The 14977-nt window shown below is 67.1% G+C and carries 13 protein-coding genes and 1 tRNA gene; 13 read left to right on the top strand and 1 reads right to left on the bottom strand.

Annotation, left to right across the window (positions count from 1 at the left end; all coding sequences use genetic code 11):
- Window positions 1-13: 13 nt before the first annotated feature.
- The 8 genes from WDN01_09780 to WDN01_09745 all read left to right on the top strand — a co-directional run bounded on the left by WDN01_09780 (window position 14) and on the right by WDN01_09745 (window position 7323).
- Window positions 14-1537 carry an Rne/Rng family ribonuclease gene (locus WDN01_09780; protein ID MEJ0026305.1) on the top strand — a complete coding sequence of 508 codons (1524 nt, stop codon included), beginning with the start codon at window positions 14-16 and terminating at the stop codon, window positions 1535-1537.
- Window positions 1521-1715: a DNA gyrase inhibitor YacG gene (gene yacG, locus WDN01_09775; protein ID MEJ0026304.1), complete on the top strand. Its 195-nt coding sequence runs from the start codon at window positions 1521-1523 to the stop codon at window positions 1713-1715. The genes WDN01_09780 and yacG overlap by 17 nt, the downstream gene beginning before the upstream one ends.
- Window positions 1716-1812: 97 nt before the next feature.
- The gene (locus tag WDN01_09770; GenBank protein MEJ0026303.1) at window positions 1813-3144 is read left to right on the top strand and encodes an OmpP1/FadL family transporter; all 1332 of its coding nucleotides are present in this window, start codon (window positions 1813-1815) and stop codon (window positions 3142-3144) included.
- A 67-nt stretch (window positions 3145-3211) separates the two neighbouring features.
- Window positions 3212-3287: transfer RNA gene (locus tag WDN01_09765), tRNA-Phe, on the top strand.
- 104 nt (window positions 3288-3391) lie between these two features.
- Complete coding sequence (gene gnd / locus WDN01_09760; protein ID MEJ0026302.1) at window positions 3392-4444, top strand: decarboxylating 6-phosphogluconate dehydrogenase; 1053 nt, start codon at window positions 3392-3394, stop codon at window positions 4442-4444.
- 2 nt (window positions 4445-4446) lie between these two features.
- Window positions 4447-6018: a glucose-6-phosphate dehydrogenase gene (zwf, locus tag WDN01_09755; GenBank protein MEJ0026301.1), complete on the top strand. Its 1572-nt coding sequence runs from the start codon at window positions 4447-4449 to the stop codon at window positions 6016-6018.
- Window positions 6015-6707, top strand: coding sequence for a 6-phosphogluconolactonase (gene pgl, locus WDN01_09750; GenBank protein ID MEJ0026300.1), 693 nt, complete (start codon window positions 6015-6017; stop codon window positions 6705-6707). Before zwf ends, pgl begins: the two co-directional genes overlap by 4 nt.
- A gap of 79 nt (window positions 6708-6786) precedes the next feature.
- Window positions 6787-7323: a phosphoribosyltransferase family protein gene (locus tag WDN01_09745; GenBank protein MEJ0026299.1), complete on the top strand. Its 537-nt coding sequence runs from the start codon at window positions 6787-6789 to the stop codon at window positions 7321-7323.
- A gap of 343 nt (window positions 7324-7666) precedes the next feature.
- On the opposite strand, the gene WDN01_09740 is transcribed toward WDN01_09745, so the two are convergent.
- A complete protein-coding gene (locus WDN01_09740) occupies window positions 7667-8992 on the bottom strand; it encodes an aspartate aminotransferase family protein (protein MEJ0026298.1) in 1326 nt (441 codons plus the stop codon).
- 73 nt (window positions 8993-9065) lie between these two features.
- Here WDN01_09740 and upp point away from each other — a divergent pair, with 73 nt between their 5' ends.
- The 5 genes from upp to deoA are packed head-to-tail and all read left to right on the top strand — an operon-like array spanning window position 9066 to window position 14922.
- Window positions 9066-9695 (top strand): uracil phosphoribosyltransferase, encoded by a 630-nt coding sequence (gene upp / locus WDN01_09735; protein MEJ0026297.1) that lies wholly within the window; start codon window positions 9066-9068, stop codon window positions 9693-9695.
- Window positions 9696-9737: 42 nt separating this feature from the next.
- The gene (gene deoC / locus WDN01_09730; GenBank protein MEJ0026296.1) at window positions 9738-10739 is read left to right on the top strand and encodes a deoxyribose-phosphate aldolase; all 1002 of its coding nucleotides are present in this window, start codon (window positions 9738-9740) and stop codon (window positions 10737-10739) included.
- A 4-nt stretch (window positions 10740-10743) separates the two neighbouring features.
- On the top strand, window positions 10744-13095 hold the full coding sequence (locus WDN01_09725; GenBank protein ID MEJ0026295.1) for an aldehyde dehydrogenase family protein: 2352 nt from the start codon (window positions 10744-10746) through the stop codon (window positions 13093-13095).
- Between the two features lie 11 nt (window positions 13096-13106).
- A complete protein-coding gene (locus tag WDN01_09720; GenBank protein MEJ0026294.1) occupies window positions 13107-13598 on the top strand; it encodes a cytidine deaminase in 492 nt (163 codons plus the stop codon).
- Between the two features lie 7 nt (window positions 13599-13605).
- Window positions 13606-14922, top strand: coding sequence for a thymidine phosphorylase (deoA, locus tag WDN01_09715; protein MEJ0026293.1), 1317 nt, complete (start codon window positions 13606-13608; stop codon window positions 14920-14922).
- The last annotated feature ends 55 nt before the right edge of the window (window positions 14923-14977 follow it).

Here is a 14977-nt window from a genome sequence, read left to right as displayed (position 1 = left end):
GTCTGAGCACAGCATGCAAAAGGACGTCCTGATCAACGCAGGAGCCGGGGAGATTCGCGTCGCCGTCGTCGAGGATGGGCGCCTGCAGGATCTCATGCTGGAGCGCACGCTCGGCCTGGAGGACGGCCCGCGCAGGAAGAGCGACGGCCGCACCGGCCACAGCCTCATCGGCAATATCATCCTCGGCCGGGTGCAGCGCGTGCTGCCCGGCATGCAGGCGGCCTTCGTCGATGTCGGGCTGGAGCGCGCCGGTTTTCTCGGCGCGCGCGAGGCGCGCTGCTTGGCGGACTTGCCGGGCTTCGATGAAGAACGCATGCCGAAGATCGGCGAATGCGTCCACGAAGGGCAGGAGATCCTGGTCCAGGTCGTGAAGGACCCGATCGGCGAGAAGGGCGCGCGGCTTTCCGCCAATATCACCATTCCCGGCCGCCTCGCAGTGCTGGTGCCCAACACGCCCGGCGTGGCGCTGTCGCGCCGCATCGAGGAGGAGGGCGAACGCGCGCGCCTCTTGGCGCTGGGCGAGGCGATGATCGCCGAAGGCGGCGACCGTCTCGTTCCGGGCGCGGGCTACATCCTGCGCACCGCCGCCGGCGAAGCGAGTCTCGCCGACCTGAAGGAAGATGCCGAGCGCCTCGCAGAGGCGTGGCGGCCGGTTCTCGCCAAGCGCCAATTGGCCCGGGCGCCGGCGACGCTCTATCACGATCTCGATCCGGTGGAGCGCACCATGCGCGACACCGTCCGCAGCTATACGACCAAGGTCGTGATCGACGATGCCGCCGCGGCGGAAGCGGCGCGCGCCTATTGCCGCCGCGCCATGCCGGAAGCCGAATCCAAGGTCGAGCTGTTCAAAGGCCCGGGCGCGCTGTTCGACGCCTACGACATCGAGGACGAGATCGCGCGGCTGACCGTGCCCAAAGTCCCGCTGCCCTCCGGCGGCTGGATCACCATCGAAGGCACCGAGGCGCTGACCGCGGTCGATGTCAATTCCGGAAGCTTTACCGCCTCCACCGGGCTCGAAGAGACGAGCTACCACGTCAATCTCGAAGCCGCCGACGAGATCGGCCGCCAGGTCCGCCTGCGCGGCATCGGCGGTCTGATCGTCGTCGACTTCATCCATCTGGGCGACGCGAAGAACATCGAGAAGGTTCTCGACACGCTGGCGGAAAGCCTGTCGAAGGATCATACCCCGACGCAGATTTCCCCGATGTCCGAGTTCGGCCTCGTCGAGATCACCCGCAAGCGCATCCGCGATCCGCTCGTCAAGCTGATGAGCGAGTGCTGCCGCTCCTGCTCCGGCCATGGCCGCAAGCGCACGCGCGACAGCGTGGCGCTCGAAGTGCTGCGCAGCGTGGAGCGCACCGCCGCCTTGGCGCCCGGCAAGCCGATCGTCGTGCGCGCCGCCGCCGAAGTGGTGAAATGGCTCGACGATCACGGCGAGGAAGTGCGCGCCGCGCTCGCGCGCCGCGGCGCCGCGCGCGTCGCCTTCGAGGCCAACGACGCCTTTGCCCGCGAGGGATTCGATGTCTCGACCGCTTGACGGCGGACAATGCCCGATCTGCGGCAGGCCGCGCGATGTCCAATTCCGCCCGTTTTGTTCCAAACGTTGCGCCGATATCGATCTGATGCACTGGCTTAAGGGCGAGTACACGATACCGGGCGCGCCGGCCAGCGACGAAAACATTAACGATCCGTATGAGGATGATGACGCCGGTTAGTTGGCGTCCGCCCTTGCATCGCCCGCGCAACGACTTATATCCGGCGCACGCACGGGATGTGCGCGTCGGGGGGGCCACCGTTTTCCAGAGGCCCGATATGCGTTTTAAATTTGCTGCACTTGCAGTCACTGCGCCTTTCGTCATCTTCAACACCGCCGCGCAGGCGTCGGGCTTCGCACTCCGCGAAGCGAGCACGGGTGCCATGGGCACCGCCTATGCCGGCGCCGCCGCGACCAACAGCGACCCGAGCTACATGTTCTACAACCCTGCCGCTACGGCCGGCGTGGTGGACCATGATCTGTCGCTCGATGTGATCGGCATCCTGCCGGGATCGGGCGGAACCTTCGAAGGCCGCACCGCGGCGGGAACGCCGACGGGTGGGGCGGGCCGGGTCAGTTCCTTCATCGGCTCCGCCGCCGTGCCCTCGGGCGCCTTGCGCTATCGGCTGAACGATCAATGGGCGGTCGGCCTCTCCCTCACCGTGCCCTGGGGCGAAACCACGCATTATCCGGCAAACTGGACCGGGCGCTACTACGCGCAGACGACGGGCCTGACGGCCTATAACGCGACCGCGACGGTGTCCTATCAGATCACGCCCGAGCTCACGCTCGCCGCCGGCCCGCAGGTCCAGTACACGCGCGGCAACCTCACCCAGGCGATCGATTTCGGCACCATCGGTGCCGGATTCGGCATTCCGGGCGCGGTGCCCGGCGCCGACGACGGCCGCGCCCGTCTGCACGGTCACGATTGGGGCGTCGGCTATGTCGCGGGCCTCGCCTGGCAGGCGCTTCCCGATCTCAACATCGGCGTGTCCTACCGCTCCGAGATTCCCCATGCGCTCAGCGGGCAGGAGCAGTTCACCTTCGACAGCGCCGGCATCGGCGCCACGCTGCACGCGGTCAGCGGCGCATTTACCAATTCCGGCGGCAAGGTGGACCTGCCGACGCCCGCCGTCGTCAATGTCGGCGCGCGCTGGGCGGTCTCGGACCAGTGGACCGCGCTCGGCACCGTCGAATACACCAATTGGAGTTCGCTCAAGCAGCTGCTGGTGATGTCGGACAATCCGCTCAACAGCCCGAGCCTGACGCACCTCAACTGGAAGGACACCTGGTTCGGGTCGCTCGGCGCGGAATATCGCCCGGACGAGACCTGGACGCTGCGCGGCGGCATCGCCTATGACGAAGCGGCGGCGCCCCCCTCGACGCTGGAGCCGCGCATCCCCGACGCCGACCGCTACTGGGTGTCGGCCGGCGTCGGCTATCGCTGGAACGACAACACTGACGTCAACGTCTCGGTCTCGCACCTGCTGTCGCCCCACAGCCATGTCGACCAGACGCTGGTCGATCCGGCCAATGTCGCACGCGGCAGCCTGGACGGAACGACCGATTCCCAGGCGACTCTGGTCGGTCTGCAGCTCGTCCTGCGGTAGAAATCGCCCGCTGGACAGGGCGGCCGGTCTCTTCTAGAAAGCCGGGCCTTTTCCGGCACGGCCGGTCGCCCGGGTAGCTCAGTCGGTAGAGCAGTGGATTGAAAATCCACGTGTCGGCAGTTCGATTCTGTCCCCGGGCACCATCAATCCCTCGGCGTCGTCGCGACCGACGACCGCGCGAATGCCGGCGGCCTGCCGCTTGCCCTCCTGTCAGCCCGCCGCAGGAACGGTTCGATAGCCTTCACGTTTGACAAACGACGCCGAGAAGGACATTCGGCTTCAAGGCGAGGAGTCCCAGCGAATGCAGATCGGCGTGGTCGGACTGGGTCGCATGGGTGGCAACATCGCGCGGCGCCTGATGAAGGCCGGTCATTCCTGCGTGGTGTTCGACGTCAACCCCAAGGCCGGCGAGGCGCTTGCGGAAGACGGGGCCGTCGCTGCGCAGTCCCTCGCCGAGATGGTCGGCAAGCTCGGCGGCGCGCCCCGCGCGGTGTGGCTGATGCTGCCGGCCGGAAAGATCACCGAAGACGCCGTCAGCCAGACGGCCGGCCTGCTCGGCAAGGACGACATCCTGATCGACGGCGGCAACGCGTATTACAAAGACGATATCCGCCGCGCCAAGGCGCTGGCCACGAAAGGCATCCGCTATATCGATTGCGGCACCTCCGGCGGGGTGTGGGGCCTCGAGCGCGGCTATTGCATGATGATCGGTGGGCCGAAGGACGCGGTCGATCATCTCGATCCGATCTTTGCGACCTTGTCCCCCGGCATCGGTGATATCCCCCGCACCCCCGGCCGGCAGGGCGCGGACAGCCGCGCCGAGCGCGGCTACATCTATGCCGGTCCGTCCGGCGCCGGCCGCTTCGTCAAGATGGTGCACAACGGTATCGAATACGGCCTGATGCAGGCCTATGCCGAAGGCTTCGACATCCTGCGCCACCGCGCCGACGCGGCGCTGCCGCAGGACGAGCGCTTCGAGCTGAACCTTCCCGACATTGCCGAGGTCTGGCGCCGCGGCAGCGTGATCTCGTCCTGGCTGCTCGACCTGAGCGCCGCCGCCCTGGCAAGGGATGCCGGCCTCGACGGCTATTCGGGCTTCGTCGACGATTCCGGGGAAGGCCGCTGGACCGTGGAAGCGGCGATCGAGGAAGCGGTGCCCGCCGCCGTCCTCTCCTCTTCTCTCTATGCCCGATTCCGCTCGCGTCAGGAGCACAGCTTCGCCGACAAGATGCTGTCTGCCATGCGCTTCGGCTTCGGCGGCCATATCGAAGGCGCGCTCGAAGGCGGAAAGTCGAAATAGCCATGCCCCAGGAAGAACCCATCCGGATATCCAGCGCTGCCGAGACCGACATGGCGGCCGCGCCGCACTGCCCCGATCCGGTGGAGCCCTGCGCCATGGTGATCTTCGGCGCGAGCGGCGACCTGACCAAGCGCCTCCTCGTGCCGGCGCTCTACAATCTCTGCCGCACCAACTGCCTGCCGGAGAAATTCGTCCTGATCGGCGTGGCGCGCGGCGATCTGACGACCGAAGCCTGGCGGCGCGACCTGCACGACTTCCTCGGACAGTCGATCGGCCAGGTCGACGAGGCCGTGTGGTCCAGGCTGGCCCAGGCGATGTGCTTTGTGCGCGGCGACGCCAACGATCCGGCGCTCTATGACAGGTTGCGCGACGTCCTCGATGAAGCGGCCCGCGACCGCGGCACCGCCGGCAACGCGATCTTCTATCTCGCCGTCGCCGACAAGTTCTTCGGACCGATCGTCGACCGCCTCGGCCGCGCCAAGCTGACGGAGGAGGGCGTCGACGGCAAGCATTATTGGCGCCGCGTCGTCGTCGAGAAGCCGTTCGGCCACAGCTACGAGTCGGCGCGCGAGCTGGACAAGCGCATCCTGCGCACGCTGCGCGAGAACCAGGTCTTCCGCATCGACCATTTCCTCGGCAAGGATTCGGTGCAGAGCATCACCGCGTTCCGCTTCGCCAACGGGCTGTTCGAGCCGATCTGGAACCGCGACCGAATCGATCATGTGCAGATCACCGTCGCCGAGACCGTCGGCGTCGAGACGCGCGGCGAGTTCTACGAACAGACCGGCGCTTTGCGCGACATGGTGCCCAACCACGTCCTGGCGCTGGTCTCGATGGTGGCGATGGAGCCGCCGGTCGGCTTCGACGAGGCTTCGATCCGTTCCAAGAAGGCCGACGTCTTCGCCGCCATGCCGCCGGTCGATCCGAAGAACGTCGTGCGCGGCCAGTACGGCGCCGGCGCCGTCTCGGGCAAGCCGGTGAAGGCCTATCGCGACGAGCCCAACGTCTCGCCCGACTCGACGGTGGAGACCTATGTCGCGATGAAGCTGGAGATCGACAATTGGCGCTGGGCCGGCGTGCCGTTCTACGTACGCACCGGCAAGCACCTGTCGGCGCGCAACACCGAGATCGCGATCTGCTTCAAGCCTGCCCCCTACACCGCCTTCCAGCACACGCCGGTCGAGAGCCTGCGCCCCAACTGGCTGGTGCTGCGCATCCAGCCCAACGAAGGCATCTCGCTGCAATTCGAGGTCAAGCGCCGCGGTCCCGCGGTCGACCTTGCCCCGGTGAAGATGGATTTCCGCTACGACGACTGGTTCGCGAAGGAGCCGAATGTGGGATACGAGACGCTGATCCATGACGTCATCCTGGGCGATCCGACGCTTTTCATGCGCGCCGACATGGTCGAGCAGGCCTGGCGTGTCGTGCAGCCCGTCCTCGACGCCGCCTCGGCGAACGCCCCGGCGCTCTATGAATCCGGCGGCGACGGCCCCAAGGCGGCCGGCGATCTGATCGGCTCCGGTCCGCACCGCGTCTGGCGGCCGGTCTCGTCGCCCGCGGGCAAGACGCGGTGACCGTCGAGACGCTGCCGGATCCCGCGGCGCTCGCGCGCCATGTCGCCGACTGGCTGTTCGATCTGGTGCGCGCCAAGGACGGCGCTTTCGCGCTCTGCCTCTCCGGCGGCGCGACGCCGCGCCGCCTCTATGAGCTCCTGGGCGAGCCGCCCTTCCGCGACAGCTTTCCCTGGTCCCGCACGCATCTCTTCTGGGGCGACGAGCGCTTCGTGCCGCCGGACGATCCGCGCAGCAATTACCGCATGGTGCGCGAGGCCCTGCTGTCGCGCGTGGACATTCCGGCCGCGAATGTGCGGCCCATCCCGACCCAAGGCCTGTCGCCCGACGATGCCGCGCAGCGCTATGAGCGCGTCCTGCGCGGCTTCCACCGTGCCGATCCGGATTCGCCCCTGTTCGACGTGACGCTTTTGGGCCTGGGACCCGACGGCCATACCGCATCGCTCTTTCCCGGCAGCGCGGTGCTCGAAGAACGCGAGCGCTGGGTCGCGCCCGGCGCCGGCGCCGAGCCCCGCATCACGCTCACCTATCCCGCGCTGGAGAACAGCCGCCACGTCGCCTTCCTGGTCGACGGCGCCGCCAAGCGCGACATCCTGGCCCGCGTGCTCGGAGGCGATGCCGCGCTGCCCGCCGCCCGGCTCAAGCCGCGGGGCGAGCTGCGCTGGTTCGTCGACCGCGCGGCCAATCCGTGAACCTGCGCTGTGGGCAAAGCGCCGCCCGCGGTTTTATTCTCAGCCGATCGCGGCGATAGTCGATCCAACGGAGGACGTCATGCGGCTGGAAAACAAGCGGCGCCTGTATGTGCGCGTGAGCTGGAACGAGATTCACCGCCAGATGCGCGAGATGGCGGGCTGGGTCCATGACCTCATCCTCGACGGCCGCAAGATCGACATCGTGGTCGGCGTGTCGCGCGGTGGCCTGCCTTTCGCCGCGGTGCTCGCCCGCGAGCTCAACATCCGCGAGAACATCGAGACCATCGGCGTTTCCTCCTATCGCGGCGAGCGGCAGGTGACCGGCGCCAAGATCATCAAGGACATCCACCCCGACGTGAAGGCCAAGATCCGCAACGGCGGCGAGAACATGATCATCCTCGACGATCTGGTCGACACCGGCGGTACCTTCCGGGAGCTGCGCAAGATCTGGCCGAATGCGCTCTATACGACGATCTATTCCAAGCCCGAGGGCGAGGACGTGGTCGACATGCGCTTCCTCCAGGCGCCGCAGAATTCCTGGATCGTCTTCCCCTGGGACGCCCGCGACGGCGACCCCGAAATCGTCGATCCGATCAGCGGCGCGGAGAAGGAATAACCTCTCCCGCGCGGCGTGAGAGGTCGAACGGTGCAAAGCGACGTTGAGGGCCTGCTCGCGGCCTCTCGAAAATTTCCCGGCAACAAAATATCGTCCGCCGCATCGCAACGAAAAAACTTATCCTCGCAGCAAATTGAAAATCTCCGCGTCATCCGCGGCCCCGCGTGAATCCTCTGTCGGATAACCGCCTGCCACACCGCCGCGTAAAAAATTTCCGCCCGCCTCTTGAACCGAGTCGGTCTACGCACCAAATCCCTCATATCCCGACAATTGCATCCGAAAGGAATTCACCGCGTGGCGAGCCCCGCGTTTCCGCCGCCGTCTGCGCTTGCCTGGCCGGAAGTCAGTCGATGGACGCGATGACCTTGCCGAGCGTGTCCACCAGGAAGTCGATATGCTTGTGCTCGGCGATCAGCGGCGGCGCGAAGGCGACGGTGTCGCCCGTGCTGCGGCAGAGCAGGCCCGCTTCGTAGAGTTTGAGGAAGGCCGCGAAGCCGCGCCGGCCTGCCTCGCCCTGCGCCGGAGCCATCTCGACGGCGCCCATGAATCCCAGATTGCGGATGTCGATCACATTGCGCGCGCCCTTGAGCGAATGCAGCGCGGTCTCCCAATAGGGCGCCAGCGTCGCGGCCCGCGTCAGCAGGCCCTCTTCGCCATACGTATCGAGCGTGCCGAGCGCCGCGGCGCAGGCTATCGGATTTCCCGAATAGGTGTAGCCGTGGAAGAACTCGATGGCGTTCGGCGGCCCTTGCAGGAAGGCCTCATAGATCTTCGCCTGCGCGAACACCGCGCCCATCGGGATCACGCCGTTGGTCAGGCCCTTGGCCGTCGTGACGAGATCGGGCTCGACGCCGAAGAAATCGACCGCGAACGGCGTGCCGAGGCGGCCATAGCCGGTGATGACCTCGTCGAAGATCAGGAGGATGCCATGCCTGTCGCAGATTTCGCGCAGCCGCTTCAGATAACCCCTGGGCGGCACGATCACGCCGGCCGAGCCCTGCACCGGCTCCACGATCACCGCCGCGATGGTGGACGCATCGTGCAGCTGCACCAGCCGCTCCAGATCGTCGGCCAGTTCGACGCCGTATTCCGGCTCGCCCCTGGCGAAGGCATTGCGCGGATCGCCATGGGTGTGGCGCAGGTGATCGACGCCGGCGACCAGCGTGCCGAACATCTTGCGGTTGGCGACCATGCCGCCGACGCTCATGCCGCCGAAATTGACGCCGTGATAGCCCTTCTCGCGCCCGATCAGCCGCACCCGGCTGCCCTCGCCGCGCACCCGATGATAGGCGATCGCCATCTTGAGCGCCGTCTCCACCGACTCCGAGCCGGAATTGGTGAAGAACACATGGTTCAGCGTGCCCGGCATCAGCGCCACCAGCCGGTTCGCCAGCTCGAACGCCTTGTGATGGCCGATCTGGAACGCCGGCGAATAGTCGAGTTCGCCCGCCTGGGCGCGGATCGCCTCCACGATGCGCGGCCGGTTGTGCCCGGCGTTGCAGCACCACATGGACGAGACGCCGTCCAGCACGTCGCGGCCGTCGGTCGTCTTGAAATACATCCCGTCGGCGGAGGCGAACAGGCGCGGATTGGCCTTGAACTGGCGCTGCGCCGTGAACGGCATCCAGTAGGCTTCGAGGTCGTTCTTTTTGTCGGGTTGCTTGTCCATCGCCGTTGCCACAATAAAGCGCCTCGGGCTAGCTTGGCCACCGGTTTGTGGTCGCCGCAGGGGAGAAACGCGCATGCAGGGCGTGACCGTGGTCGATCATCCGCTGATCCAGCACAAGCTGACGCTGATGCGCGACAAGAACCGCAGCACCAAGAACTTCCGCGAGCTGCTCAACGAGATCGGCATGCTGATCTGCTACGAGGTCACGCGCGACCTGCCGCTCGAGCTCATCGACATCGAAACGCCCGTCGCGCCGATGAAAGCCCCGGCAATCGCCGGCAAGAAACTGGTCTTTGCGCCCATCCTTCGGGCGGGCACCGGCTTTCTGGAAGGCATGCTGAATCTCGTGCCCTCGGCCCGCGTCGCCCACATCGGTCTCTACCGGGACCCTAAGACGCTGCAATCGGTCGAGTATTATTTCAAGGCGCCGCACGACATCGCCGAGCGCCTGGTGATCGTGATGGACCCGATGCTGGCGACCGGGAACTCGGTCACGGCCGCGGTGACGCGGCTGAAGGCGCATGGCGCCAGGAACATCCGCCTGATGACCTTGCTCTCGGCGCCCGAAGGCATCGAGACCTTCGTGAAAGCCCATCCCGACGTACACATCTGGACGGCCGCGATCGACAGCCACCTGAACGATCACGGCTACATCATCCCCGGCCTCGGCGACGCCGGCGACCGTATGTTCGGGACGAAGTAGCCGGCGTTGCGGGTAGAGGCTCCGGCGGGGTACCTTCGAACCATGTCCAATGTCCAACCTATCATTGCCCGCGCCCGCGAGATGGAACCCGCGACGCACGCCCGCAATCCCGGCATCGCCTACGCCGCCGACGTCATCGATTCCATCCGCGTGAACCGCAGCGCGGCGGAGCGGCGGGTCGCGTCGCTCCCCGGCCGCCGCAGCGTGAAGAGGGAATGGCAGGCCGCCTGGCTGCTCAAGGCCGTGACCTGCATCGATCTGACCACGCTTTCCGGCGACGACACGCCCGGCCGCGTGCGGCGGTTCTGTGCCAAGGCGCGCCGCCCGGTGCGCCAGGACCTGCTCGATGCCATGGGCATGGGCGAGGCGAACATCACAACCGGCGCGGTCTGCGTCTATCACAATATGGTCGAAACCGCGGTGAAGGCGCTCGAAGGCACCGCCATCCCGGTCGCCGCGGTCTCCACCGGCTTTCCGGCCGGCCTCTCGCCGCTGCCGCTGCGCATCAAGGAGATCGAGGCTTCCGTCGCCGCCGGCGCGCGCGAGATCGACATCGTGATCGACCGCGGCCATGTCCTGACCGGCAACACTCGGGCGGTCTATGACGAGATGAAGCTGTTCCGCGAGGCCTGCGGCCCTGCGCATGTGAAGGCGATCGTCGGCGCCGGCGATCTGGGCACGCTGACCAATGTCGCGCGCGCGTCCATGGCCTGCATGATGGCGGGGGCGGATTTCATCAAGACATCGACGGGCAAGGAGCCGGTCAACGCCACACTGCCCTTCGCGCTTATCATGGCCCGCATGATCCGCGCCTATCATGAGATGACCGGCCAGCGGATCGGCTTCAAGCCGGCCGGCGGCATCTCCACGGCGAAGGACGTGCTGGACTACCAGATCGTCATGAGGGAGGAACTCGGTCTGCCCTGGCTTCAGCCGGACCTCTTCCGCATCGGCGCCTCCAGCCTGCTCACCGACATCGAGCGCCAGCTCGAGCATTTCGTCACCGGCCGCTATTCGGCCGCGCACCGCCATCCGATGGGTTGATCCCATGAACGTCCAGACTGCCTTCCAGACGATGGATTACGGCGTCGCCCCGGAAGGCGCCGGCCCGGCGGAGGCCTGGCTCAAGCGCCATGGCGGCACGTTCGGTTTCTTCATCGACGGCCAGTGGGTCCCGGCCGCGTCGCATTTCGACAGCGTCAACCCGGCGACCGGCAAAAGGCTCGCCGCCATCGGTGACGGCGCGCCGGCGGACGTCGATGCCGCCGTCCGGGCCGCGCGCGCCGCGCAACCGGCCTGGGCGAAGCTCGGCGGCCATGGCCGCGCGCGCTTTCTCTATGCGCTGGCGCGGCTGGTGCAGAAGCATGCGCGTCTCTTCGCCGTGCTCGAGACGATGGACAACGGCAAGCCGATCCGCGAAAGCCGCGACGTCGATATCCCGCTGGTGGCGCGGCACTTCTACCATCACGCCGGCTGGGCCCAGCTTATCGAGAGCGAGTTCGCCGACCACGAGCCGCTCGGCGTCGTCGGCCAGGTGATCCCGTGGAATTTCCCGCTGCTGATGCTGGCGTGGAAGATCGCGCCCGCGCTGGCGGCCGGAAACACCGTCGTGCTGAAGCCCGCCGAGGACACCTCGCTCACCGCGCTGCTGTTCGCCGAGATTTGCGAAGAAGCCGGCCTGCCCAAAGGCGTGGTCAACATCGTCACCGGCGCCGGCGAGACCGGCAAAGCGGTGGTCGAGCATCCCGGCATCGATAAGATCGCCTTCACCGGTTCGACCGAGGTCGGCCGCCTCATCCGCATTGCCACCGCCGGCACAGGCAAGAAGCTCACCCTGGAGCTCGGCGGCAAATCGCCTTTCGTGGTGTTCGAGGATGCCGATCTCGACGCCGCGGTCGAAGGTGCGGTGGACGCGATCTGGTTCAACCAGGGCCAGGTCTGCTGCGCCGGCTCGCGTCTCCTGGTGCAGGAAAGCGTTGCCGAGACGCTCTACGCCAAGCTCCGCGCTCGGATGGAAACGCTGCGCGTCGGCGATCCGCTCGACAAGAACACCGACATCGGCGCCATCGTCTCGCCGAAGCAGCGGGCCCAGATCGATAGTCTCGTCAAGCAGGGCGTCGCCGATGGCGCGACGCTCTTCCAGACCAAGGGCTGCCCCGAAGGCTGCTTCTATCCGCCGACGCTTCTCACCGGCGTCGAATCGTCCTCGATGGTGACGCAGGTCGAGATCTTCGGACCCGTCCTCGTCGCGATGACGTTCCGCACCCCGGCGGAAGCCGTCCAGCTTGCCAACAACACGCGCTACGGCCTCGCCGCCAGCATCTGGAGCGAGAACATCAACGTCGCGCTCGACCTTGCGCCGAAGGTCAAGGCCGGCGTGGTGTGGGTGAACTGCACCAACCAGTTCGACGCCTCGTCGGGTTTCGGCGGCTACCGCGAATCCGGCTTCGGCCGCGAAGGCGGCCGTGAGGGTATGTACGAGTACCTCAAGCGCAAGCACGTCGGGAAACCCGAGAAATCCTTGGCGGCCGCTCCGCATACGGACGTTCCGCCGGCCGTCGACACCATCGACCGCACCGCCAAGCTCTTGATCGGCGGCAGGCAGGCGCGCCCCGACAGCGGCTACAGCCGCGCCGTGCGCTCGCCCTCGGGCGCGCAGATCGGGCTTGTCGGCGACGGCAACCGCAAGGACATCCGCAACGCCGTCGAGGCGGCGGCCAAGGCCGAAGGCTGGGCCTCCGCCAGCGGCCACGTTCGCGCGCAGATTCTCTACTACTGCGCCGAAAACCTGTCGGCCCGTGCCGGCGAATTCGCCGCGCGCCTGCGCCAGATGACCGCCGTGTCCAGCGCCGCCGCGGCGCGCGAGGTGGAAGCCTCGATCCGTCGCCTTTTCACCTATGCCGCCTGGGCCGACAAGTTCGACGGCGCGATCCACGATCCGCCCTTGCGCGGCGTGGTGCTGGCGATGAACGAGCCGCTCGGCGTGATCGGGATCGCCTGTCCGGATGAGGCGCCGCTGCTTGGCCTTGTCTCGCTGATGGCGCCGGCCGTCGCCATGGGCAACCGCGTGGTGATGATTCCGTCTGAGCGTCACCCGCTCGCCGCGACGGATTTCTACCAGGTGCTAGAGACCTCAGACGTGCCGGACGGCGTGGTGAACATCGTCACCGGCGCGCGCGACAGCCTCGCCCTGGTGCTCGCCGAGCACGGCAATGTCGACGCGGTGTGGTATTTCGGCGGCAGCGCTGTGCCGAGGATCGAAGCCGCCTCGGCCGGCGACCTCAAGCGCACCTGGTGCGAAGGCGCAATTCCCTGGTTCGACAGCCGCGAAGGCGAAGGCCGGCACTTCTTGGCGCACGCCACCCAGGTCAAGAACATTTGGATTCCCTACGGGGCATGATGGCGATGGATATGACACGCAGAACCACGGTCTTGCTGGCAGGCGGCGCACTCGTCGCGGGCACGGCTTCGGCGGATTCTGCCAGGGGAGGATCGATGTCGCTCACGCAGGCACAGCAGGCGCTTGTCGCCGCGGCGCGGCAGGTGCGCGACAAGGCCTATGCGCCTTATTCCAAATTCCACGTCGGCGCGGCGCTCGAGACCGAAGACGGAACGGTCTTCAAGGGCTGCAATGTCGAGAACCTCTCCTACGGCGCAACCATCTGCGCCGAGCGCAATGCGGTGCTCCAGGCGGTCGCGGCCGGCCACACGAAATTCAAGGCGATCGCCGTCATCGCCGACCTCCCCAAGCCGATCACACCTTGCGGCATGTGCCGCCAGGTGCTGGGCGAGTTCGGCGGCGGGACGCAGGTGATCTGCACGAACCTCTCAGGCGACGCGATGGTGAAGACCGTCGCCGACCTGCTGCCGGACGCCTTCGACTTCGACCCCAGCAAGGTATAGCGGCGCCGTGCTGCCGCAGGAGATCATCCGCAAGAAGCGCGACGGGCTCGCGCTGAACGACGACGAGATCGCCTTCGCGGTGAAAGGCATCGCCGATGGCGGATTCTCGGAGGCCCAAGTCTCCGCCTTCGCCATGGCGGTCTATTTCCAGGGCATGACCGGGGCGGAGCGCGTCGCCTTCACCCGCGCGATGACGCATTCGGGTCGCGTCCTTTCCTGGGACGATCACGCGCTGGGCGGCCCGGTGCTCGACAAGCATTCCACCGGCGGCGTCGGCGACAAGGTTTCGATCATGCTGGCGCCCATCGTCGCGGCGTGCGGCGGCGTGGTGCCGATGATCTCCGGCCGCGGCCTCGGCCACACCGGCGGCACGCTCGACAAGATGGGGGCCATCCCCGGCTACGCTTGCGATCCCGACATCGAGACCTTTCAGCGCGTGACGCGCGAGATCGGCTGCGCGATCATCGGCCAGACCGCCGATCTCGCCCCCGCCGACCGTCGGCTCTACGCGGTGCGCGACGTGACCGCGACAGTCGAATCCATCCCGCTGATCTCCGCCTCGATCCTGTCCAAGAAACTGGCCGCCGGGCTCGAAGGCCTCGCGATGGATGTCAAGACGGGCTCCGGGGCATTCATGGCCGAACCGGCACAGGCCCGGGCGCTCGCCGAGGCGCTCGTCTCGATCGGGCAGGGCGCCGGCCTTCCGATCGCCGCGCTCATCACCGACATGGACTCTGTCCTCGGAACAACCGCCGGCCACGCGCTGGAGATGATCGAGGCCATCGACTATCTCACCGGCAAGGGCACGCGCGACGCGCGGCTGCACGAAGTCACCATCGTGCTGGCGGCGGAGATGCTGCTGCTCGGCAGGCTCGTGCCCAATCTCGAAGAAGGCCGGGACGAGGCGCAGCAGGCGCTCGACTCTGGCCGCGCCGTCGAGGTGTTCGCCCGCATGGTTGCGGCTCTCGGCGGTCCCGCCGATTTCGTCGAGAGGTCCGACATTTATTTGCCGAAAGCTCCGGTCGTAAAGTCCGTGGTCGCGAGGCGGACGGGCTACGTCCAGCCCATGAACACGCGCCAGATCGGCATCGAACTCATCGACCTCGGCGGCGGCCGCCGCAGAACGTCCGATAAGATCGACCTCGCCGTCGGCTTCTCCCAATTCGTTCAGGCTGGTGCGAAAGTCTCCAAGGGCGATACCCTGGCGCTGGTCCATGCCGCCGACGAAGCCTCCGCGAATTCGGCGGTTGCGGTCCTCGGCCGCATCGTCCACATCGACGACCCCGAACCCGCGGCAAGACCTGTCGTGGTGGCGCGGATATAAAGGGAGCGGGCTCCGACCGTCGCGCGAAGCGCAAGACAAATTTCACGCGGAGCCG

Source organism: Rhizomicrobium sp. (assembly GCA_037200985.1).
Lineage (GTDB): Bacteria > Pseudomonadota > Alphaproteobacteria > Micropepsales > Micropepsaceae > Rhizomicrobium.
Note: the sequence above shows the minus strand (reverse complement) of the source record. Positions and strands in the feature narration are given on the sequence as shown.